We start from the raw sequence: 20,475 nt of genomic DNA on the forward strand, positions 1-20,475 counted from the left end.
GGAGTGTCGATCTTCGACGCCAACAGAAGGAGCGGTTTTCGGTGGCTGAGTACATCTACTCGATGGTTCGTGCGCGCAAGGCGGTGGGCGACAAGCTCATCCTCGATGACGTCACCATGGCATTCCTCCCCGGTGCCAAGATCGGCATGGTGGGTCCGAACGGCGCCGGCAAGTCGACGATCCTCAAGATCATGGCCGGCATGGACACGCCGTCAAACGGCGAGGCGAAGCTGTCTCCCGGCTTCTCCGTCGGGATCCTGATGCAGGAGCCCGAGCTCGACGAGAGCAAGACCGTCATCGAGAACATCCAGGACGGCATCGCCATCAAGGCGAAGGTCGACCGCTTCAACGAGATCTCGATGCTGATGGCCGACCCGGATGCGGACTTCGACTCGCTTTTGGCTGAGATGGGCACACTGCAGGAAGAGATCGATGCAGCCGATGGCTGGGACCTCGACTCGCAGCTCGAGCAGGCGATGGACGCCCTCCGCACGCCGCCGGCCGATGCCGCCATCGCGCCTCTCTCCGGTGGAGAGAAGCGCCGAGTCGCGCTGGCGAAGCTCCTGCTCCAGAAGCCCGATCTTCTGCTGCTCGACGAGCCCACCAACCACCTGGACGCCGAGAGCGTGCTCTGGCTCGAACAGCACCTGCAGGCGTACAAGGGCGCGGTGATCGCGATCACCCACGACCGGTACTTCCTCGACCACGTCGCCGAGTGGATCGCCGAGGTCGACCGTGGTCGGCTCATCGGGTACGAGGGCAACTACTCGACCTATCTGGAGAAGAAGGGCGAACGCCTCGAGATCCAGGGCAAGAAGGACGCCAAGCTCGCCAAGCGCCTCAAGGAGGAGCTCGAGTGGGTGCGTTCGAGCGCGAAGGGCCGTCAGACCAAGTCCAAGGCACGTCTCGCGCGGTACGAGGAGATGGCGACCGAGGCAGAGCGGACCAGGAAGCTGGACTTCGAGGAGATCACGATCCCGGCGGGTCCCCGACTCGGGAGTGTCGTCATCGACGCGAAGAACCTGAAGAAGGGGTTCGACGGGCGTTCGCTCATCGACGGCCTCAGCTTCAGCCTTCCGCCGAACGGCATCGTCGGCGTGATCGGCCCGAACGGTGTGGGTAAGACGACGCTGTTCAAGACGATCGTCGGCCTCGAGCCGCTCGACGCGGGCGATCTCAAGATCGGTGAGACGGTCAAGATCAGCTACGTCGACCAGTCCCGGTCGAACATCGACCCGGACAAGACGCTGTGGGAGGTCGTCTCCGACGGGCTCGACTTCATCACCGTGGGCAAGACGGAGATCCCCTCGCGCGCGTACGTCTCGAAGTTCGGCTTCAAGGGGCCGGACCAGCAGAAGAAGGCCGGTGTGCTCTCCGGTGGTGAGCGCAACCGACTGAACCTGGCCCTCACTCTGAAGGAGGGCGGCAACCTGCTGCTGCTCGACGAGCCCACCAACGACCTCGACGTCGAGACGCTGAGCTCCCTCGAGAACGCGCTGCTCGAATTCCCCGGCTGCGCAGTCGTGATCACCCACGACCGGTGGTTCCTCGACCGCATCGCGACGCACATCCTCGCGTACGAGGGTACCGACGAGAAGCCCGACCAGTGGTACTGGTTCGAGGGCAACTTCGAGGCGTACGAGGAGAACAAGATCCAGCGCCTCGGTGCAGACGCGGCGAAGCCGCACCGCTCGACGCACCGCAAGCTCACGCGCGACTGACCGCCCGATGTCCGACCTGACACCGGGATCCCGGCTGCACATCCCGATCCACCTCCGCTGGGGGGATCTGGACGCATTCAATCACGTCAACAACACCTCGATGCTGAAGCTCCTCGAGGAGGCGCGCGTACGCGCGTTCTGGCGTGCGGGTCCCGGTGAGCAGGCGCCATCCACCGCTGTGCTCGACTCAGGCATCGACGAGGGAACGCTGACGCTCATCGCTCGTCAGGAGATCGAGTATCTCGCACCGGTGCCGTATCAACGGCGCCCGCTCGAGGTGCAGATGTGGTTCGGCAAGCTCGGCGGCTCCAGCGTCGAGGTCTGCTACGAGGTGCACAACGACCCCACGGCGGAACCTCGCATGATCTATGCGCGCTCCACCGCCATCATCGTGCTCGTCGATGCGAAGACCGGACGACCCACGCGGCTCACGCAGGAGATGCGCGAGGCGTGGGAACCGTACGTCGGGCCGTCCATCGAGTACGCCCACCGGTGAGGTGAGCTGACTCGTCGGCGCCGGCCGGATCACGCCGGTGCGGGCACCCTGACCATGATCTCCTGCGCGACCGAGGCGACGAGGTCGCCCGACTGCGTGTAGATGCGTCCCTGGGCGAGTCCACGGCCGCCGCGCGCGTTCGGGGACTCCTGAAGATAGAGCAACCACTCGTCGACACGTGCGGGACGGTGCCACCACATCGCGTGGTCCAGGCTCGCCACCTTGAGCCCGGGCAGGCCCCAATAGACGCCATGGGCCCGGAGGATCGATTCCTGGATCGTCATGTCGCTCAGGTATGCGAGAGCCGCCCTGTGAATGCGCTGGTCATCGGGAAGCGGCGCCTTCATGCGCATCCACACACCCTGTTGAGGGACGCGGTCGTCTGCGCTCGGCAGAAACAGAGGCGAGTCGATATGGCGCACGTCGGCCGCGCGATCACTGAGCATCCGCACGACGCCGGACGGCAGACCGTCGACGCGCTGCTCATCGGGGAGCAAGGAGTCGGGACCGGGGACATCGGCGGGCATGGGGACGGCATGCTCGAGTCCCGGATCCTCGTCCTGGAAGGACGCGATCATTGAGAAGATCGGTACGCCGTTCTGATAGGCCTGTGATCGGCGAGTCGAGAAGGATCGCCCGTCGTGGATGCGATCCACGGCGATCGTGATTCCCTGACTCGCGTCGCCCGGCCGCAGGAAGTAGCCGTGCATGGAGTGGACGGCCCGATCCTCCGGCAGCGTACGCTCCGCGGCGAGCAGGGTCTGCGCGAGCACCTGGCCACCGTAGATCCGTCCGGACGGCATCGGATGCGACGAACCGGTGAAGATGTCCTCGGTGGTGCGAGCCTGCGTCGAGTCGAGATCGAGCACGTCGAGGAGTTGTTCGACGGTGCGGATCGCGTGGGCGTCGGCGGTCATGACTTCCTTCCCGCGACTGCGGATGCATCTGGCGTTGCTAGTTTAGAGGGTGTGCCCCACCAGCTTCTTCTCGCAGACGCCGAGACCGCCAAGGACGTTCTGACCTTCCTCGGACGAGCGACCCGCATCTCCGATGAAGGGGTTCGGCTGCAGGCAGCGAGGGGAGTTCTCGCGCTGACGGGCGCCGCGCTCTCTCCCCACGGCCTGTTCGATCAGACTCCGACCGTGCTGGCGATGCGAGTCGTCCAGGCGGACCCCGAACTCGAGTGCGACGTCGTCGTCGCCGCGCTCACAGCGACGGACGACGAGCGCGCCCTGACGCTGCCAGAGACCGGGCTCTCACCCGCGTGGGCCGGCGTCGCCCCGCCGCGCGGTCCCTGGCAGGCGACGTCGACCCTGCCGGCATCCGTGATCGCCCGACGCGCCCAGTGGGGGATCAGCGCCGTTGCTCGTGGAGCGACGCCGGGCGCGGGCGAGGAGGCGGTCAGAGCCCTCCGTGCGGCCATCTGGGGCGAGCCCGATGACGATCTCGGCGGTCTGCCGCGCGGAGTGGCATTCGCGGCGGACGCGTTCGGCTTCATCTCCGGCGAGGAGGACGTTCCGGTCATGCAATCGGGGCGATGGACTCGGCTCGCCTTCCGTCGCGGACACGTCCTCTCTCGAGGTCCCGTCGCCTCAGGGCTGACCGCCGTCAGGGGTACGGGCTCCGCACAGTAGACGCGTACGAGCTCACCGCGCGGCAGCGCGCCCGGCCTGACGACCCGAGAAGAGACATCCGCCGAGGAACGTGCCCTCGAGTGCGCGGTAGCCGTGCATCCCGCCGCCGCCGAAGCCGCTCGCCTCGCCCGCGGCATACAGGCCGGGGATCGGTTCGCCGTCGGCTCCGAGAGCACGGCCGTCGAGATCGGTATTGATTCCGCCGAGTGATTTCCGCGTGAGGACGTGCAGTTTCACAGCGACGAGCGGACCTGCTGCCGGATCCTGGAGCCGGTGCGGTGCGGCGGTGCGGATCAGCCTGTCGCCACGATATCCGCGCATGGAGCGAAGCATGCCGATCTGGGCGTCCTTCGAGAACTCGTTGTCCATCTCCAGGTCGCGCGCCACGACCTCCCGTCGGACGTGGTCGATGTCGAGCGATTCGCCGCCGGGATGCCGCTTCATCTGTTCGAGCAGGGACTCGAGATCGTTCTCGACGATGAAGTCCTCACCCTCGTCGAGGAATGCCTGCACCGGGCCGGTCGGTCCCTTCGCCAGTCGGGACTTCACCAGCAGACCGACGTCCTTGCCCGTCAGGTCGGGGTTCTGCTCACTTCCCGAGAGGGCGAACTCCTTCTCGACGATCTGACGAGAGGTGATGAACCACGAGTGGTCGTAGCCGGTGCGGCGGAGGTGGGCGAGCGTGCCCAGCGTGTCGAAGCCAGGAAACAGGGGGACAGGCAATCGCGTCCCCGTGGCATCGAGCCACAGCGACGAGGGTCCGGGGAGGATGCGGATGCCGTGGGACGGCCAGACCGGATCCCAGTTCGTGATGCCTTCGACGTAGTGCCACATCCGGTCACCGTTCACGAGGCGAGCCCCCGCCGCGTCCGAGACGGCGTGCATCGATCCGTCCACGTACGCGGGCACCCCCGTCAGCATGTGCTCGGGCGGCACGCCGAGGCTCGCAGGCCATGCCGCACGCACGAGATCGTGGTTGCCGCCGATGCCGCCCGAGGAGACGATCGTCGCTCCGGCGCTGATCTCGAAGTCGCCGATCGCGGACCGTGACGACTCGACGCCGCGAAGCACGGGGCTCGACTCCAGGATCGTTCCCCGTACGCCGGTGACGGCTCCGTCGGTGGTGACGAGTTCGGTCACCCGGTGGCGGGGCAGGATCGTGATCCGGCCCTCGCGCTCACCCTGTTCGACTGCTGCGGCGAACGGAGCCACGACACCGGGCCCGGTGCCCCAGGTGATGTGGAATCGCGGAACCGAGTTGCCCGGACCGAGTGCACCGTATCCGCCTCGCTCGGCCCATCCGACCACGGGAAAGAACGTGACGCCGCGTTCGCGCAGCCACGCGCGCTTCTCACCGGCCGCGAACTGGAGGTAGGCCTCGGCCCACCGGCGCGGCCAGTGATCCTCCGGGCGGTCGAAGGAGGCCGTTCCGAACCAGTCCTGGGTCGCCAGCGCGAGCGAATCCCGGATCCCCATCCGTCGCTGCTCGGGCGAATCGATGAAGAAGAGTCCGCCGAACGACCACCACGCCTGCCCGCCGAGATTCGTGCGCGGCTCCTGGTCGACGACGATCACGCGACGCCCGGCATCCAACGCCTCACTCGCCGCGACGAGCCCGGCAAGCCCCCATCCGATGACCAGTACGTCTGCAGACAGGGGCGTGGTCGTCATGTGCTCTCCGTTGATTCCTGACGTGATCGCGTCTCGAGCGTGGGACGCCCGGCGGAGGGTGCGCCGATGCCGGACGGCTCGAATGTGTTCACCATGGCATACGCGGCTCGTTCCAGGTAGTCCCAGAGCGTCGATTCGTGGAGTGGCGACAACTCCGCCTCGTCCACGGCCGTTCGCATGTGCCGGAGCCACCGGTCACGCGCGTCGGGGTCGACGTGGAACGGCATGTGGCGCATCCTGAGGCGGGGGTGGCCACGAGTCTCGCCGTACGTCGTGGGGCCGCCCCAGTACTGCTCGAGGAACAGGAGCAGGCGTTCCTCGGCGGGGCCGAGATCCTCTTCGGGATACATCGGCTTCAGGACAGGATCGAGTGCGACCTCGCGGTAGAAGACCGACACGATCTTCGCGAAGGTGTCGCGACCGCCGACCTCGTCGTAGAAAGTCACTTCTGGGGGCTCCCGTCGTCGTTCGTCTTCTTGCGTCGCCAGATTCCCCTGTCCGGGATCACAGGCACGCCGGTGACCGCGTTCGGACGGGTCTTGGGCGGATTCGCACCTCGAACCCGGCGTGCACCGTCGAGACCGGTGGGCACGACCGTCGTCATGCTCGGGAGCGCGATCTCGTTCTCGAGCAGGGCGGACCGCAGACGCTTGCGCAGTTCCTGCGCCACGTCGTCCTTGGCGTTCGCGCGAGCCTTGATCACGAGACGGATGACCAGGGCGTCGCCGTCGATCGACTCGAGACCCCACAGCTCCGGCTTCTCGACGATGCGAGTTCGCCACTTCGGATCCTTGGCCAGCGCCAGCGCGGTGTCCAACATGGTCTGCTCGGCCTTGTCGAAGTCCGAGTCGACGGGCACACCGACATCGATGATCGCGCGCGCCCAACCCTGGGACATGTTGCCGATGCGGAGCACCTCGCCGTTGCGGACGTACCAGAGGGTGCCGTTCACATCACGGACCTGGGTGATGCGCACACTCACGTACTCGACGACGCCTGACGCGAGACCGAGATCGACGACGTCGCCGATGCCGATCTGATCCTCCGCGACGATGAACATGCCGTTCAGCACGTCCTTGACGATGTTCTGAGCGCCGAAGCCGAGGCCCGCGCCGACCGCCGCAGTGAGCAGGGTGAGGGAACCGAGCAGGGTGGGGGACAGATGATTGACCACCAGCACGATCGCGATCACCACGAGCATCACGTTGACGATGTTCTGCAGGATCGTCCCGAGAGTGCGCGTCCGCTGCACGAGGCGCATGTCGGCGAGCGGAGATCGCTCGAGGGCCTGAGTGTCGTCGACGTCTGCCTTGCTCTTCGCACTGTCGACGATCCGGTGCACGACGCGTCGGATGACCACCCGGAGGACCAGACCGATCAGGATGCAGCCGCCGATGATCGCGACGACCCCGAGAGCTTGGAGGCCCACGTCCCGGAGCACGGTGACAGCATCCATCCACCAGTCGGGGAGTGGGGTCTCTGCAGGGTCAGGGTTCGTATCGAATGGCTGCATCATCCCCTCCAGAGTAGCGATCAGGCCTCTGCGCGGGCTGGATGCACCGCACAGAGGCGTGATCGGGAGAGACGGGTCAGTCCTCTGCGTCGCGAGACTGCGCGGCGAGCGACCGCTCGACGTCTGCGAGGTTCTCGAGCACGAGACGACGGAGTGCCGGTGCGGCGTCCTGATTCGCGGACAGCCAGGCCCGCGTCGCATCGCGCAGTTCGACATCCGCGATGGCGGTGGGGAAAAGGCCGACGATGAGGTACTGCGCGATCTGGTAGCTGCGGGACTCCCAGATCGGCACGAGCATGTCGAAGTACGCCGGAACGAACTCGCGGAGCGATTCGGCGCCCGCCGGGTGGACGAAGCCGAGTGCGGCCGAACGCACGATCGTGTTCGGAGCGTCGTCACGATCGATCAGCGAGGCCCACGCGGCCTTCTTCGAGGCGGAGTCCGGCAGCGCGGCACGGGCCTGCGCGGCGAACTCGCCGCCCTTCGAGGTGTTGTCCGAGGACAGCGCGGCATCGATGGATGCTGCGTCCGTCGCTCCGATAGTGGCGAGGCCCACAAGGAGCTGCCAGCTGAGGTCCGCGTCGATCTCGAGACCGGGAAGCGTCTCCTCGCCGGAGCGCAGTCGACCCACGATGCCGGCGTGCTCGGGAGTGACGAGCGCGTTCGCGAAGGCCGTCACGAACTGGAGCTGGCTGTCGCTGCCCGATTCGGCGGATTCTGCGAGTGTCCAGAGACCGTCGGCGACCTTCTGGCGGGCCGCCAGGCGGTCCTCCGGCGTGACGTAGAGAGTCGCAGCCGTGCGCAGTTGCGCAAGGGTCGTACGGACCGTGGTCGACTCCGTCTCGCGGCCGATGTTCCCCAGCACCAGATCGATGTAATCGGATGCGGCGGTCTCGGCGTCGCGGGTCTGATCCCACGCCGCTCCCCACACGAGCGAGCGTGCGAGGGGATCACGGATGTCTGCGAGGTGCTCGATCGCCGTGGCGAGGGAACGGTCATCGAGGCGGATCTTCGCGTAGGCGAGATCGTCATCGTTGAGCAGCACCAGGTCGGGGCGCTTGAGGCCGTGCAGCTCGGGGACTTCGGTGCGGTCTCCGTCGACGTCGACCTCGGCATAGTGCGACCGCACGAGTGCGCCGTCCTGGAGGTTGTAGAAGCCGATGCCGAGGCGGTGAGGGCGGATGGTGGGGTAGTCCGCGGGAGCAGTCTGCGTCACGGCGAACCGCGTGATGGTGCCGTCGACGTCGTCGGCGATCACCGGTTCGAGCGTGTTCACGCCCGCGGTCTCGAGCCACTTCTTCGACCAGGTGCTCAGATCGCGACCGCTGGTGGCCTCGAGCTCGGTGAGCAGATCGCTCAGCTCGGTGTTGCCCCACGAGTGCTTCTGGAAGTACTGCGAGACACCCGCGAAGAACTCCTCGATGCCGACCCAGGCGGCGAGCTGCTTGAGAACCGAGCCGCCCTTCGCGTAGGTGATGCCGTCGAAGTTCACCTGCACGTCTTCGAGATCGTTGATCTCGGCCACGATCGGGTGGGTGGACGGAAGCTGATCCTGACGGTAGGCCCAGGTCTTCTCCATCGCGTTGAACGTGGTCCATGCCTCGGTCCACTCGGTGGCCTCGGCGGTCGCGATCGTCGACGCCCACTCGGCGAACGATTCGTTCAGCCAGAGGTCGTTCCACCACTTCATCGTGACGAGGTCGCCGAACCACATGTGTGCGAGCTCATGCAGGATCGTGACGACGCGACGCTCCTTGACGGCGTCGGTCACCTTGCTGCGGAAGACGTAGGTCTCGGTGAAGGTCACCGCGCCCGCGTTCTCCATGGCGCCGGCGTTGAACTCCGGGACGAAGAGCTGGTCGTACTTCGCGAACGGGTAGGGGACGCCGAACTTCGACTCGAAGTATGCGAATCCCTCGCGGGTCTTGTCGAAGATGTAGTCGGCGTCGAGGTGCTGCCAGAGGCTCTTGCGTCCGTAGACGCCGAGCGGGATCACCCGGCCCGAGGCGCTGGTGAGCTCGGAGAACGTCGCTTCGTAGGGCCCGGCGACGAGCGCGGTGATGTATGAGGAGATGCGCGGGGTGGGCTCGAAGCCCCAGGTGGCGACCGAGTGGTCGTCGTGCACGATGGGCTCGGGCGTGGGGGAGTTGGAGACGACCTTCCACGACGCCGGTGCGGTGACCGTGAACTGGAACGTCGCCTTGAGGTCGGGCTGCTCGAACACCGCGAACACGCGTCGGGAGTCGGGGACCTCGAACTGCGAGTAGAGGTAGACCTCGCCGTCCACGGGATCGACGAACCGGTGGAGTCCCTCTCCGGTGTTCGTGTAGAGGCAGTCCGCGTCGACCACGAGAACGTTCTCGGCCTGCAGACCGGCGAGTGCGATGCGCGAGTCGGCGAAGACCTCGTCGGGGTCCAGCTGCTCGCCGTTCAGCGAGATCTCGCGCACGTCGCGGGCGATCAGATCGATGAAGGTGGTGCTCTCCGGCGTCGCGGTGAACCGGACGACGCTGCGGGAGCCGAAGACCTCCGCACCCTTCGTCAGGTCGAGCGAGACTTCGTACGACTGAGTGTCGATGACGTCGCGGCGCTCCTGCGCTTCGATGCGGGTGAGGTTCTCTCCAGGCACAGCTGTACTCCCAGGGGTGAGGGGATGCTGCCGCAACCCAGCGCAGTTGGCGCCCACGGCAACCATGACAGCCTACGCCAGCACGGCGGCCTGTCTCACGTCTGGAAGGTGAAAGGATGGAGGGGTGACCGCGATCGAGCCGAACCACGTCCTCTTTGCCTCTGCTGCCGCTGCCGAAGGTGCGCCCTACGTATCGACGCCGACGGCGTACGACGGCATCCTGCTCGCCGGATTCGGAGGGCCCGAGGGACAGGACGACGTCATCCCGTTCCTCCGCAACGTCACGCGCGGTCGCGGTATCCCCGATGAACGACTGGAAGAGGTGGCGCATCACTACCGTCACTTCGGTGGCGTGAGCCCGATCAACGGTCAGAACCGCATCCTCAAGGAGGCTCTGGAGGGCGAGCTCGCACGCCGCGGCATCGATCTTCCGGTGTACTGGGGCAACCGCAACTGGAGTCCGTACCTCGAGGAGGTCGTGACCGAGGCGGCCGCCGACGGGAAGACGACGCTGCTCGCGTTCGCCACCAGTGCCTACAGCTCGTTCTCGAGCTGCCGGCAGTATCGCGAGGACTTCGCACGCGTGCTCGAGGAGACGAAGCTCGGCGAGACGGTGACGATCGACAAGATCCGTCCCTTCTACGACCACCCCGGATTCGTCGAGTCGTTCGAGACGGGCGTCCGCGAGGCCGTGGAGGCGTTCCTCGGACAGGGCATCGCCCCCGCGGACATCCAGATCCTGTTCTCGACCCACAGCATCCCGACGGCCGACGCGGAGCGCTCCGGTGCGCGGGACATCGACTGGGGCGAGGGCGGCGCCTACGCGGCGCAGCACCTCGCGGTCGCCGCGTGGGTCATGGATCGAGTCCGCGAGACCATCCCCGAGGCGGCCGACGTGTCGTGGGAGCTCGTCTACCAGTCCCGTTCGGGTCCCGCCTCGCAGCCGTGGCTGGAGCCGGATGTGTGCGACGTGATCGGCGAACTCCCCGAGCGCGGTCGGAAAGCCGTGGCGGTCGTGCCGGTCGGTTTCATGAGCGACCACATGGAGGTCCTCTGGGACCTCGACACCGAGGCGGCCGAAGCTGCGGAAGAGGCCGGACTGGCTTTCACACGCACTCCCACGCCCGGGGTGGCGCCGTCATTCGTCACCGGCATCGTCGACCTGATCGCCGAGCGGCTGGAAGGCCGCCCCAACGAGGAGCGCCCCCATGTGACGTCGCTGCCGGGTGCGTTCGACGTGTGCCGTCCGGGCTGCTGCGAGAACGTCCGCGCCGGGTTCAAGCCGGCCGCCGCCGGCGTGGCCCCGTGAGCACCCGCTGACCCGCGGCGCTTCTAGGATGGATGCCATGCGCATCCATATCGCCACCGATCACGCCGGTCTCGACTTCTCCACGCAGCTACAGGATCACCTCCGCGGCGCGGGACACGAGGTCGTGGACCACGGGCCGATCGAGTACGACGCGCTCGACGATTACCCCGCATTCTGCATCCGTGCGGCGCAGGCCGTCGTCGCGGATCAGGCGGCCGGTGTCGAGACGCTCGGTGTGGTGTTCGGCGGCTCCGGCAACGGCGAGCAGATCGCCGCGAACAAGGTCGAGGGCGTCCGTGCCGCGCTGGTGTGGAACACGTCGACCGCCGAGCTGGCCCGCCAGCACAATGACGCGAACGTGATCTCGATCGGGGCGCGGCAGCATTCCTTCGACGAGGTCACCTCGTTCATCGACACCTTCATCGCGACGCCGTTCTCGGAGGACGAGCGCCACATCCGCCGAATCGGTCAGATCGCGGACTTCGAGCGCAACGGCTCGCTGCTCCCGGATCCGAGAGCCTGAGATGCCCGAGGGACATTCGGTCCACCGCATCGCGCGCCAGTTCGACCGTAACTTCGTCGGCAAGCAGATGCTCGCCTCGAGCCCCCAGGGACGATTCGCCGAGGGGGCGGCCGTCCTGAACGGTCGTGAGGCGATCAGCGTGCAGGCGGTGGGGAAGCAGATGTTCCTCGAGGCCGAAGGCGATGTGTGGCTTCGGGTGCACCTCGGCCTGTACGGCGCGTGGGACTTCGCCGGCGACATCCTGGTCGACCCGACGATCGCCTCTGCGAACGGCCGCATGGGCCAGACGAACCAGCGCGGAACTGTGGTCGACGAGGAGATCCTCGACGATGCCGGAGAGAACTCGCTCGCCTCGATCGGCGCACCTCGCCGGACTCGGGTGCACGTGCGCATGTCGGAGCAGACGAAGGGGCTCGCCGACGAGGGACTCGAATGGCCCCCACCGGTCGTCGGACAGGTTCGACTGCGTCTGATGACCGACATCACGGCTGCCGATCTGCGCGGCCCCACGGCCTGCGTGCTCCAGAGTCCGGAGGAGATGCTCGCAAGCGTCGCCAAGCTCGGCCCGGATCCCCTCGTGGGGGATCCCGCGCAGAACGAGGAGCGCTTCGTGCAGGCGGTGCGTAAGAAGCAGACGGTGATCGCACTTCTGCTGATGGATCAGGCCGTGGTCAGCGGCATCGGAAACGTGTATCGCGCGGAGATGCTGTTCCGACAGCGGCTGAACCCCCACACGCCCGGCCGCGAGGTGCCCGAGGAGGTCGTGCGAGCACTGTGGCGCGACTGGGTGCGGCTGCTGGCCGTCGGTGTGGAGACCGGCCAGATGATGACTATGGATGATCTGTCGCCCGACGCCTATCGGGCGGCGATGGCGAGCCGCGACGATCGCCACTGGGTCTACCATCGTGCCGGTCTGCCGTGTCGTATCTGCGGCACCGAGATCGCCCTCGAGGAGATCGGCGCCCGCAAGCTGTACTGGTGCCCGCGCTGCCAGGCCTGACCGGTCAGCCGTAGGCTGAGAGGATGCGTCAGAACCCCAGTTTCACGCTCGCTGATGTGGCCGAGATCCGTCGGGTCATCGATGCCGATCCGTGGGCGACCATAGTGAGCGACGGACCGGAGGGCCTCGTCTCTTCTCACTACGTTGTGCTGCTCGACCAGGATCGCGATGATCTCACGGTCGTCGGTCACGTCGGCCGGCCCGACGACCTGATCCACGGCTTGGGCGAGAGGGAACTGCTCATCGTGTTCCAGGGGCCGCACGGCTACATCTCACCGGGCTGGTATGGCGATGTCCCCTCCGTTCCGACGTGGAACTACACGGCCGTTCATCTTGCCGGAGTTCCCGAGATACTCAGCGACGAAGAGAATCTCGCCGTTCTCGATCGACTCGTCGACCGTTTCGAGGGGCGGATGCCGGAGCCACGGCAGATGTGGGAACGGCCGAACGACCCCGCGTTCATCACACGGCTGGCCGCAGGGACGGTGGGATTCAGGCTCACCCCGACACGCGTCGTCGCCAAACGCAAACTGAGTCAGAACAAGCCGGCCGAGACAGTGGAGACCATCATCGCCGAACTCGAGGCCGATGGGCCGTACGCACAGCCCGCCCTCGCCGCCGAGATGCGTCGCGCCCAGCAGGCGCGCGTCGGAGCCCGCTCGTGACCGGAGCCGCAGACAGCGTGGCCACCCTGTCGGGCGTCCGGGTCTCAGGACCGGGCAAGGAGTTCCTGATCGACGACGAGCCCGTCGACATCTTCATCGAAGACGGCCGGATCAGCGACATCGCCCCCGCCGGAGCGCTGCCGCCACAGGGGCGCATCCTCGACGGCAACGGAGCGTGGGCCGTGCCGGGCCTCTGGGACAACCACGTGCACACGGTGCAGTGGGCTCTGGCCGCCGAACGCGTCGCTCTCGGTGGCGCGGGCTCCGCGTCGGAGGCGGCTGCGATCATGTCCTCCGCGGCGCCCCTCCCGGACGGGCGGAAGGTCGGCAGCGGGTTCCGTGATGCGATGTGGCCCGATCAGCCCTCGCTCGCACTTCTCGACAGCGCCACGGGGGACGTGCCCACCTATCTCATCAACGCGGATGTGCACAGCACGTGGCTCAACTCGGCGGCGTTGCGGCTCGAGGGCTTCGACAGTCCGGACGGGATGCTCAGAGAGGAGCATGCCTTCGAGATCTCCCGTCGCTTGAACGCCGTCGACCCGGAACGCGGCGACAGAGCGGTCCGCGACGCGGGGGAGAGGGCCGCCTCTCGAGGCATCGCCGGCCTGGTGGACTTCGACATGGCCTGGAACGCCGATGCCTGGCCGCGGCGTATCCGTGCCGGGTTCGCTGCCCATCGTGTCGAGTTCGCCATCTACCCTTTCGACCTCGGACGTGCGATCCGCGCCGGGCTCCGGTCGGGCGAGCTGCACGAGGCGGCGGACGCGCCGGAAGCCGGGCGCGGCCTGATCCGGATCGGGCCGCTGAAGATCATCAGCGACGGCTCGCTGGGCACGCGCACCGCGGCCTGCTCGCATTCGTATCCTGGCGATCCCGAGAACTTCGGGGTGCTCAATGTGCCGACCGCCGAGCTCGCCGAGCTGCTCACGACCGCCACCGGCGCAGGGCTCTCGGTCGCGGTGCATGCGATCGGTGATCGCGCCGTCACCGGGGCGCTGGACGCCTTCACGGTGGCGGGTGCCGTCGGAACCATCGAGCACGCTCAGCTGGTGCGGCACTCCGACCTCGCGCGGTTCGGCAGGCTCGGCGTCATCGCGAGTGTGCAACCGCAGCACGCGCTCGATGACAGGGATCTGGTCGGCCGGCACTGGGCCGGGCAGACGTCGATCGGCTATCCGCTCAGTGCCCTCCGAGACGCCGGTGTGGAGATCCGCTTCGGATCCGACGCTCCCGTGGCTCCCCTCGATCCCTGGCAGGCGATCGCCGCGGCGGTCACCCGCACGGACGATGATCGCGACCCCTGGCACCCCGAAGAGCGACTGACGAGGGAACAGGCGATCCAGGCGAGCGTCCGCACGGCTCTGCGTCCGGGGGAGGCCGCAGACATCGCTCTGTGCGGCTACGACCCGCTCTCCGCATCAGGTGCGGATCTGCGAGGGATGCCGGTCATGGCGACGATGGTCGCCGGGCGGCTGACCTACGGCGGATGAGCGCGAGAACGAAGAAGGGCACCGGAAGCCCGGTGCCCTTCTTCGTCGCGTGGGTGCTCAGGCTGCGATGTGCGACACGAGGAACCAGCGGTCCTTCTCGAGCCCGCGCATGATCTCGATCGCGACGTCCTGGCTCGTGAGGTCGACCTCGTCGAGCCCGTCGATCGCTGCCTTCACGTCGACGAGGATCGCGTCGATGTCGGAGATGACGGCGCGCACGAGCTCATCGGACTGGGTGAAGCCAGCCGGAACCGACGTCGCACCGCCCTTGGCGGCGACGGCGCTGATGCGCGCGTCGATCGGGAGACCGAGGGCGACGATCCGCTCGGCGGCCGTGTCGGCGAAGTCGCCGGCGTGCGCGACGATGGTGTCGAGAAGCTCATGAACTCCGACGAAGTTGGCGCCGCGGACATGCCAGTGCGCCTGCTTGCCGTCGATCGTCAGCGCCTGGAGACCGAGCACGACGGGGGAGAGGAACTGAGACGCTGCAGCGGCCACGGTCGGGTCGCTGGCGGTGGTGGAAACGGTCTGTACCTTGCTCATTGTGACTCCTCCGGAGTTGTCTCTTCGTGCCTGATGAGGACAACGCTACTCGTCTGAAATCATTCCGCAAGCAAGCGAAGGCTCGGCTTAGTGGCCCGGAATCACGCGGAAATCCGGGCTTGGGAGGATAGTCTCACCTTATGAGCATCGCTGCCGGAGCCTCCGTCCTCGCCCTGCCGGGGAAGTCCCCGTGGATCGCCGCCGACGCGTTCATCGCCGAGGGCGCACGCATCGTGGGAGACGTGTCGCTGGCCGAGGGTGCGAGTGTCTGGTACAACGCGGTCCTTCGAGGCGACTCTGCCTCCATCGCGGTCGGACGCGACAGCAACGTCCAGGACAATGTCTCGGTCCATGTCGACGCGGCGCATCCGGTCGTCATCGGCGCGAAGGTGTCGATCGGTCACAACGCGGTCGTCCATGGGTGCACGATCGGAGACGGTTCGCTCATCGGCATGGGAGCCGTCGTGCTCAGCGGGGCCGTCATCGGCGCCGGCTGTCTCATCGCAGGTGGAGCCGTCGTGCTCGGAGGCACAGAGGTGCCAGACGGATCACTGGTGGCCGGGGTGCCCGCGAAGGTACGCCGAGCGCTCAGCGACCAGGAGCGTGCTGACCTGATCGCGAACGCCGACGTCTACCTCGCGCACGTCCGGACCCACGCCGCGGCGACACCGATCTGATCGGATTCGACCGATAGGCTGGTCCTCACGGGGCGGTGGCCAAGCTGGTTAAGGCAGTGGGCTCATAACCCAACGATCGCGGGTTCAAGTCCCGCCCGCCCTACTCCTGCTCCGCTTCGCAGCGACGTCATCGGTCGACCGCTGTCGATCGAGGGACGACGTCGCAAGGACTGTTCCGGCGGCGATCCCGCCCAAGGCGCCGAAGACCATGTCGCCGATCGTGTCCTGGTAGGTGACGAAGATCTCGTCACTGAGGTAGGCCCAGCCGAGCCACTCGATCATCTCCCACACCGCGCTCAGCGCGAGCGCCACGACGGGCGCGAGGATGAGCGACGTGCGTCGGCTGGCGCCCGAGTCGCGAGTCAGGGGAACGACATCTGCCCGGGTGAGGATCAGCGCGGCGACGACCGTGAGAACCCCCGTGCAGATCAGGTGCAGGAGCAGGTCCCATCCGGGGATCGACCGGTACAGGTCGAGCACATTGCTCCACGCCGCCACGAGCACGGTGGCGCATACAGTGAGGTCGAACCACCCGCGCATGCCCAGAACTCGCGGCAGCATCAGAGCGGGAAGCGCAAGCGCCGCGATGCCGGCGTCGGTCGGGGCGAGCCATACCAGCGCGACGGCGACCCCGATGATGCCCACCGCCCGCACGAAGTCGGCCGACCACTCCGTGACGGTGCGCGGTGGTCGCAGGAAGTCCTCTTTCACGGTGTCCTCCCCGTCAGGCGCAGGAGCGCCTGCACCGGGCGATGATCCGAGGGTGCGATCCCGTCGAAGACGTGTGCGTTCACTGCAGCGGCACGGACTCGGACATCCGGACTGACGAGCAGCCAATCGATGCGTCGACCGCCGACCTTCGGACGCCGATATCCGCTGAGGGTGCTCCACAGGGGCGTCAGCCGATCGTCTGCCGCGCCCCAGGAGTCGCTCAGATCGGCGCGCGAGACGAGTGTGCGCAGGGCCTGGGAGCCGGGGCCCGCATTCAGGTCTCCCATCACGACCGTCGGAAGGGCGCGCGCGCGAACCAGTGCGGCGATGACCTCGGCAGAACGTCGCCGAGACCGACGCGAGAGATGATCGAGATGGGTGTTGACGACCAGGAACCCGACCCCTGTCGACCTGTCCCTGAACTCCGCGGAGACGACGATGCGAGGAAAGAGCGCTCCCCATGACAGGCTGCCCGGCTCGTCGATCCGTGTCGAGAGAGCGTGCTGGTCCCACCCGCGCAGCTCCAGCCGCGACGCGTCGTAGAGGATGGGTGTTCCCTCACCAGTGCCATCGCGGTTCCTCCCTCTGCCGATGAACCGATGGTCCCGCCCGAGGGCGTCGGTGACGGCGTTCAGCGATCGGGGGAGCACTTCCTGCAGTCCGAGGACGGTCGGCCGCTCCGAGCGGATCATCTCGGCGACCGCAGGCTCGCGATGGCTCCAGCGGTCACGCTTCCGACGCAGGGCGCCTTCCATCGCGCGACGGATGTTGAACGACATCACGTGCAGGTCCGGTGCAGCAACGGGACCGATCAGCGGCACGACCGTCACCTGGCGCTCCGTCCCGCGGTGCTGAACAGGCGGCGGCGGACGATGAGCCGTCCCCAACGCAGGGGTGGGAAGTCGCGGGGCCAGTGCACGAGCACGCTACGGACGCCTCGGTGCACGCGTCGACCGAACTGTCCTGCGGTGAGCGGCCTCATCGACATCCCCATCGTGGTGTGCGGGAGCCGGGCGATGCGGTGGTTCTCGCCGAGGTGGAAGGCGAGGTCGAGGTCGTCGTGGATGTCGGGGTCTCCTCGGTGCACGTCGGACCGCACGGCCTGCCAGGCCTCCCTGCGGAACGCGAGATTGGATCCGAAGAGGGGCAGATGTCCGAGAGTGACGCTCAAGAGGGTCATATAGGCGCCGAGATAGAGCCGCGAGAGCGGCGTGCGCAGGGCTGCCGGCCCGTCCGTGAAGCGCGCGGGCCCAGTGATCGCCCCGAGGTGCTCGTCGTCGTCGAAGGCCGAGACGATGGCCGTGATCCACTGAGCATCCGGTTCGCAGTCCGCGTCGAGGCGCAGGATCAGTTCGCCGAGAGCCGCGTCATACCCGGTCGACGCTGCAGCGGGAATGCCGGGATCGAGACACGTCAGCACGCGCGCACCCCAGGCGAGGGCGACGGAGGCCGACGAGTCGGATGAGCCGTTGTCGACGACGATGATCTCGTCGGCCGGCTGGTCCTGGGCGTGCAGAGCGCTCAGGCAGCGCGCCAGCAGCTCGGCATCGTCCTTGACCGGGATGACCACTGACGTGGTGAGCCGTGTGCCCTGATTCGCCGTCGACGGAAGGCCATCGACCGTCTCCATCGTGTGCCCCTCGGTGTGTGCCGTCATCGGTTCGATCGTGGCATCACCCGACGTCGGGCGCGAGGGACTTGACACCGGCGGGTGCGTGCCGATGCCTGTGGACGTCAGTGAGTGCCCGCGGCGTCGAGGTCGGGCGAGGGGTCGATGACCTCGTCGACGAGCGTGATGCCCCCGCTCGAGTTGGCCGAATGAGCGAGATCCTCGATCCATCGGCGGCTGAGCTCGGGCGTCTCGCTCTCGTCGAAGACGAACCGCAGCGGGATCGACGGATGCAGCCAGACCGTCGAACGGCCTTCGGTGTCACCGTCGGGATGCTTCCACGTGAGTGTGAAGCTCTCGTTGCGACGCAACTTCGTCGCGACGACGACCTTGAGGTGCGCGAGCGCCCGATCTTCGATATGGATCGGCTCCGAGCCGCCGTAATAGAGAGAACCCATATCTCGGAATATATGTCTCAGTCGGCGCCGCTCCCGGCGTGCTGGTCGCGGCGCGCGACATGTGCGAACAATCTGTTCGCATAGTGTCATCGACGGTGCTTCGCCGCCGTCACAGAAGGAAGCACGCCGAAGCTCTCGCGATACGCCGCGGCGAAGCGAGACGGATGCGAGAAACCCCACCGTCGGGCCACCGCGGCGACCGGCGTCGGTGAGCCCGAACGCAGATCGCGGTGCGCTCCATCGAGGCGCGCCTGCCTCAGCGACTCCGCCGGCGTCGTGTCGAGCGCGCGCCGAAAGGCGTATTGAAGGCCTCGCGTCGTGATGTGGACGGCAGCGGCGACGTCGTCGACCGTGATCGGCCGGTGCGAGTTCTCGGCGATGAAGGCGAGGGCGCGACGCACCGTCGCCGGCGCCGGCGTGCTCTGCGCCGGCCGATGCCGTTGCAGGCGACTCGTCGTCGCGAAGGCCGCGAGCGTCGTCGCCGCGGCATGGCGAGCCAGTTCGCTGCGCACGAGATCGTCATCGTCCGCATCGTCGACGAGATCCGCGGCGCTCATCTCGAGATACGCGAACATGCGATCCCAGGCAGCCCCGGCGTGCGCGGAGCGCGGAGCGAGATCGCCCACGCGGACGGATACGCCGTCGTCGCCACTGATCCTCTTCGCGAGGTGGGTCAGGGTGTCCCGCTCGAAGACGAGTGCCGTGACCCTCGCTCCCGCATCCCAGCGGGCGCGCACTCTCGGACCATCGGAGATCCAGGGGAGACTCGCATCGAGATCTCCTCGATCGGAGTACACCCGGGCATCGGGCCCATCGACACGGCAGACCAGCACCTGGTCCTGTGGTTCGGCTGTCGAGCGCACCTCGGCGGCGAGGTCGTAGCGCACGAGACTCACGGCACCGAGATCGGCAGAGTGCCAGTCGAAGCGAAAGCGTTGCGGGTCGACGTCGTGCAGTACGGCGGACGGGACGAACTGCTTCCAGGTGCTCTCGACACGCGAGACGTCACTGGTACGGAATCGCATCGCGGGGCACCTCCTGAACGGTTCGACGTGCACGGACCGGCCAGGTTCCGTCGAGGCGCTCATCAGGTTCGATGCGGCCCATCCGGATGAAGTACTCCGTGAGGCTCGCCGCCTGAGAGCGGGCCCACCCGATCTGGCGTGTGTGCAGCTCTTCCAGGGTATCCGGAAGCACGAACTGGCGGGCCAGAGCCTGCGCGACCCGGCCTGCGGCCACGGCATCCGCCGCCGCTTCGTGGGCGTCCTCGAGGCGCACCGCATAGAGGGCTGCGACCACCTCGAGCGTGCGTTTGCCCGGACGATAGCGGTCATAGGCCTTGTCGATCACGAGCGGGTCGATGATCGGTGAAGGGTCTTCCAGTGGCGGGATGCCGTGGCGGTGCGCCTCGTGTGCCAGGAGGGAGAAATCGTAGGCGGCGTTGTAGGCCACGATCGGCACACCCTGAGAAAGCAGGGATCGCAGGGCCGCCGTGACCTCTCGGACCACCTCGGCGCCCTGCCGTCCGTGGCGGCGCGCGTGCTCGGTCGTGATCCCGTGCACGGCGGTGGCGCCGTCCGGAATCGGCACGCCGGGATCCGCGAGCCAGTCCCGTGCGGCGATCTCGCGGCCGCCGGCGTCGAGGAGCCCGACGTGTGCGCTGACGATGCGGTCGTGCTCCACGTCCACACCGGTCGTCTCGAGGTCGAACACGCCTACGCGAGTGATCCAGTGCGGGAGCGAGGGTGCCGGGGGCATGATCTCACCGTAGAACCGGGCTCCGACATCGGGGCGGAGGCACACGGGGATCCCGCATGCGACGA

The 20,475-nt window shown here is 67.4% G+C and carries 21 protein-coding genes and 1 tRNA gene; 10 read left to right on the forward strand and 12 right to left on the reverse strand.

The features are described from left to right. Nucleotides 1-41: 41 nt before the first annotated feature. Complete coding sequence (gene ettA, locus BEP68_RS07115; protein WP_053096025.1) at nt 42-1,721, forward strand: energy-dependent translational throttle protein EttA; 1,680 nt, start codon at nt 42-44, stop codon at nt 1,719-1,721. A gap of 7 nt (nt 1,722-1,728) precedes the next feature. Then, nucleotides 1,729-2,217: an acyl-CoA thioesterase gene (locus tag BEP68_RS07120; protein WP_187249617.1), complete on the forward strand. Its 489-nt coding sequence runs from the start codon at nt 1,729-1,731 to the stop codon at nt 2,215-2,217. Between the two features lie 29 nt (nt 2,218-2,246). Here the strand turns inward: BEP68_RS07120 and BEP68_RS07125 are convergent, their stop codons facing one another. After that, nucleotides 2,247-3,134 carry an acyl-CoA thioesterase gene (locus BEP68_RS07125; protein ID WP_053096027.1) on the reverse strand — a complete coding sequence of 296 codons (888 nt, stop codon included), beginning with the start codon at nt 3,132-3,134 and terminating at the stop codon, nt 2,247-2,249. A gap of 51 nt (nt 3,135-3,185) precedes the next feature. Between BEP68_RS07125 and BEP68_RS07130 the strand changes: the two genes are divergently transcribed. Next, nucleotides 3,186-3,851: a hypothetical protein gene (locus BEP68_RS07130; RefSeq protein ID WP_187249618.1), complete on the forward strand. Its 666-nt coding sequence runs from the start codon at nt 3,186-3,188 to the stop codon at nt 3,849-3,851. A 12-nt stretch (nt 3,852-3,863) separates the two neighbouring features. Here BEP68_RS07130 and BEP68_RS07135 read toward each other — a convergent pair whose 3' ends face one another. The 4 genes from BEP68_RS07135 to pepN all read right to left on the reverse strand — a co-directional run bounded on the left by BEP68_RS07135 (nt 3,864) and on the right by pepN (nt 9,664). Next, on the reverse strand, nt 3,864-5,522 hold the full coding sequence (locus BEP68_RS07135) for an FAD-binding dehydrogenase (RefSeq protein ID WP_187249619.1): 1,659 nt from the start codon (nt 5,520-5,522) through the stop codon (nt 3,864-3,866). Further along, a complete protein-coding gene (locus BEP68_RS07140; RefSeq protein ID WP_222839269.1) occupies nt 5,519-6,010 on the reverse strand; it encodes a globin in 492 nt (163 codons plus the stop codon). Before BEP68_RS07140 ends, BEP68_RS07135 begins: the two co-directional genes overlap by 4 nt. Continuing rightward, on the reverse strand, nt 5,965-7,038 hold the full coding sequence (locus tag BEP68_RS07145; RefSeq protein WP_187249620.1) for a mechanosensitive ion channel family protein: 1,074 nt from the start codon (nt 7,036-7,038) through the stop codon (nt 5,965-5,967). The genes BEP68_RS07140 and BEP68_RS07145 overlap by 46 nt, the downstream gene beginning before the upstream one ends. A gap of 73 nt (nt 7,039-7,111) precedes the next feature. Next, entirely contained in the window at nt 7,112-9,664 is a 2,553-nt protein-coding gene (gene pepN, locus BEP68_RS07150; RefSeq protein WP_072591256.1) for an aminopeptidase N, read from the reverse strand. Nucleotides 9,665-9,788: 124 nt separating this feature from the next. Here pepN and BEP68_RS07155 point away from each other — a divergent pair, with 124 nt between their 5' ends. The 5 genes from BEP68_RS07155 to BEP68_RS07175 are packed head-to-tail and all read left to right on the forward strand — an operon-like array spanning nt 9,789 to nt 14,654. Next, on the forward strand, nt 9,789-10,973 hold the full coding sequence (locus tag BEP68_RS07155; RefSeq protein WP_187249621.1) for a ferrochelatase: 1,185 nt from the start codon (nt 9,789-9,791) through the stop codon (nt 10,971-10,973). A 37-nt stretch (nt 10,974-11,010) separates the two neighbouring features. Further along, on the forward strand, nt 11,011-11,496 hold the full coding sequence (locus BEP68_RS07160; protein ID WP_053096034.1) for a ribose-5-phosphate isomerase: 486 nt from the start codon (nt 11,011-11,013) through the stop codon (nt 11,494-11,496). Between the two features lies 1 nt (nt 11,497). Continuing rightward, on the forward strand, nt 11,498-12,496 hold the full coding sequence (locus tag BEP68_RS07165) for an Fpg/Nei family DNA glycosylase (RefSeq protein WP_056278701.1): 999 nt from the start codon (nt 11,498-11,500) through the stop codon (nt 12,494-12,496). A 23-nt stretch (nt 12,497-12,519) separates the two neighbouring features. Continuing rightward, nucleotides 12,520-13,161 (forward strand): FMN-binding negative transcriptional regulator, encoded by a 642-nt coding sequence (locus BEP68_RS07170; RefSeq protein ID WP_053096036.1) that lies wholly within the window; start codon nt 12,520-12,522, stop codon nt 13,159-13,161. After that, complete coding sequence (locus BEP68_RS07175; protein ID WP_187249622.1) at nt 13,158-14,654, forward strand: amidohydrolase; 1,497 nt, start codon at nt 13,158-13,160, stop codon at nt 14,652-14,654. The genes BEP68_RS07170 and BEP68_RS07175 overlap by 4 nt, the downstream gene beginning before the upstream one ends. A gap of 57 nt (nt 14,655-14,711) precedes the next feature. On the opposite strand, the gene BEP68_RS07180 is transcribed toward BEP68_RS07175, so the two are convergent. Continuing rightward, a complete protein-coding gene (locus BEP68_RS07180) occupies nt 14,712-15,197 on the reverse strand; it encodes a Dps family protein (RefSeq protein WP_053096038.1) in 486 nt (161 codons plus the stop codon). A 140-nt stretch (nt 15,198-15,337) separates the two neighbouring features. Here BEP68_RS07180 and BEP68_RS07185 point away from each other — a divergent pair, with 140 nt between their 5' ends. Together BEP68_RS07185 and BEP68_RS07190 are read left to right on the forward strand one after the other, a co-directional pair. After that, nucleotides 15,338-15,874, forward strand: a complete 537-nt coding sequence (locus BEP68_RS07185) for a gamma carbonic anhydrase family protein (RefSeq protein ID WP_056278703.1) — start codon at nt 15,338-15,340, stop codon at nt 15,872-15,874. Nucleotides 15,875-15,903: 29 nt separating this feature from the next. Next, nucleotides 15,904-15,977, forward strand: a tRNA-Ile gene (locus tag BEP68_RS07190). Here the strand turns inward: BEP68_RS07190 and BEP68_RS07195 are convergent. The 6 genes from BEP68_RS07195 to BEP68_RS07220 all read right to left on the reverse strand — a co-directional run bounded on the left by BEP68_RS07195 (nt 15,959) and on the right by BEP68_RS07220 (nt 20,410). After that, a complete protein-coding gene (locus BEP68_RS07195) occupies nt 15,959-16,585 on the reverse strand; it encodes a hypothetical protein (RefSeq protein WP_187249623.1) in 627 nt (208 codons plus the stop codon). The two genes, BEP68_RS07190 and BEP68_RS07195, sit on opposite strands and share 19 nt — an antisense overlap. Then, entirely contained in the window at nt 16,582-17,415 is an 834-nt protein-coding gene (locus BEP68_RS07200) for an endonuclease/exonuclease/phosphatase family protein (protein WP_315985287.1), read from the reverse strand. The genes BEP68_RS07195 and BEP68_RS07200 overlap by 4 nt, the downstream gene beginning before the upstream one ends. Continuing rightward, complete coding sequence (locus tag BEP68_RS07205; RefSeq protein WP_261987772.1) at nt 17,412-18,242, reverse strand: glycosyltransferase family 2 protein; 831 nt, start codon at nt 18,240-18,242, stop codon at nt 17,412-17,414. Before BEP68_RS07205 ends, BEP68_RS07200 begins: the two co-directional genes overlap by 4 nt. Before the next feature lie 77 nt (nt 18,243-18,319). Next, entirely contained in the window at nt 18,320-18,652 is a 333-nt protein-coding gene (locus BEP68_RS07210; protein ID WP_053096040.1) for a hypothetical protein, read from the reverse strand. 86 nt (nt 18,653-18,738) lie between these two features. Continuing rightward, complete coding sequence (locus tag BEP68_RS07215) at nt 18,739-19,677, reverse strand: helix-turn-helix transcriptional regulator (protein WP_187249624.1); 939 nt, start codon at nt 19,675-19,677, stop codon at nt 18,739-18,741. Continuing rightward, nucleotides 19,658-20,410: an exonuclease domain-containing protein gene (locus BEP68_RS07220; RefSeq protein ID WP_187249625.1), complete on the reverse strand. Its 753-nt coding sequence runs from the start codon at nt 20,408-20,410 to the stop codon at nt 19,658-19,660. The genes BEP68_RS07215 and BEP68_RS07220 overlap by 20 nt, the downstream gene beginning before the upstream one ends. Between the last annotated feature and the right edge of the window lie 65 nt (nt 20,411-20,475).

This window comes from Microbacterium sp. 4-7, from assembly GCF_014332665.1.
In the GTDB taxonomy this organism is placed as follows: domain Bacteria; phylum Actinomycetota; class Actinomycetes; order Actinomycetales; family Microbacteriaceae; genus Microbacterium.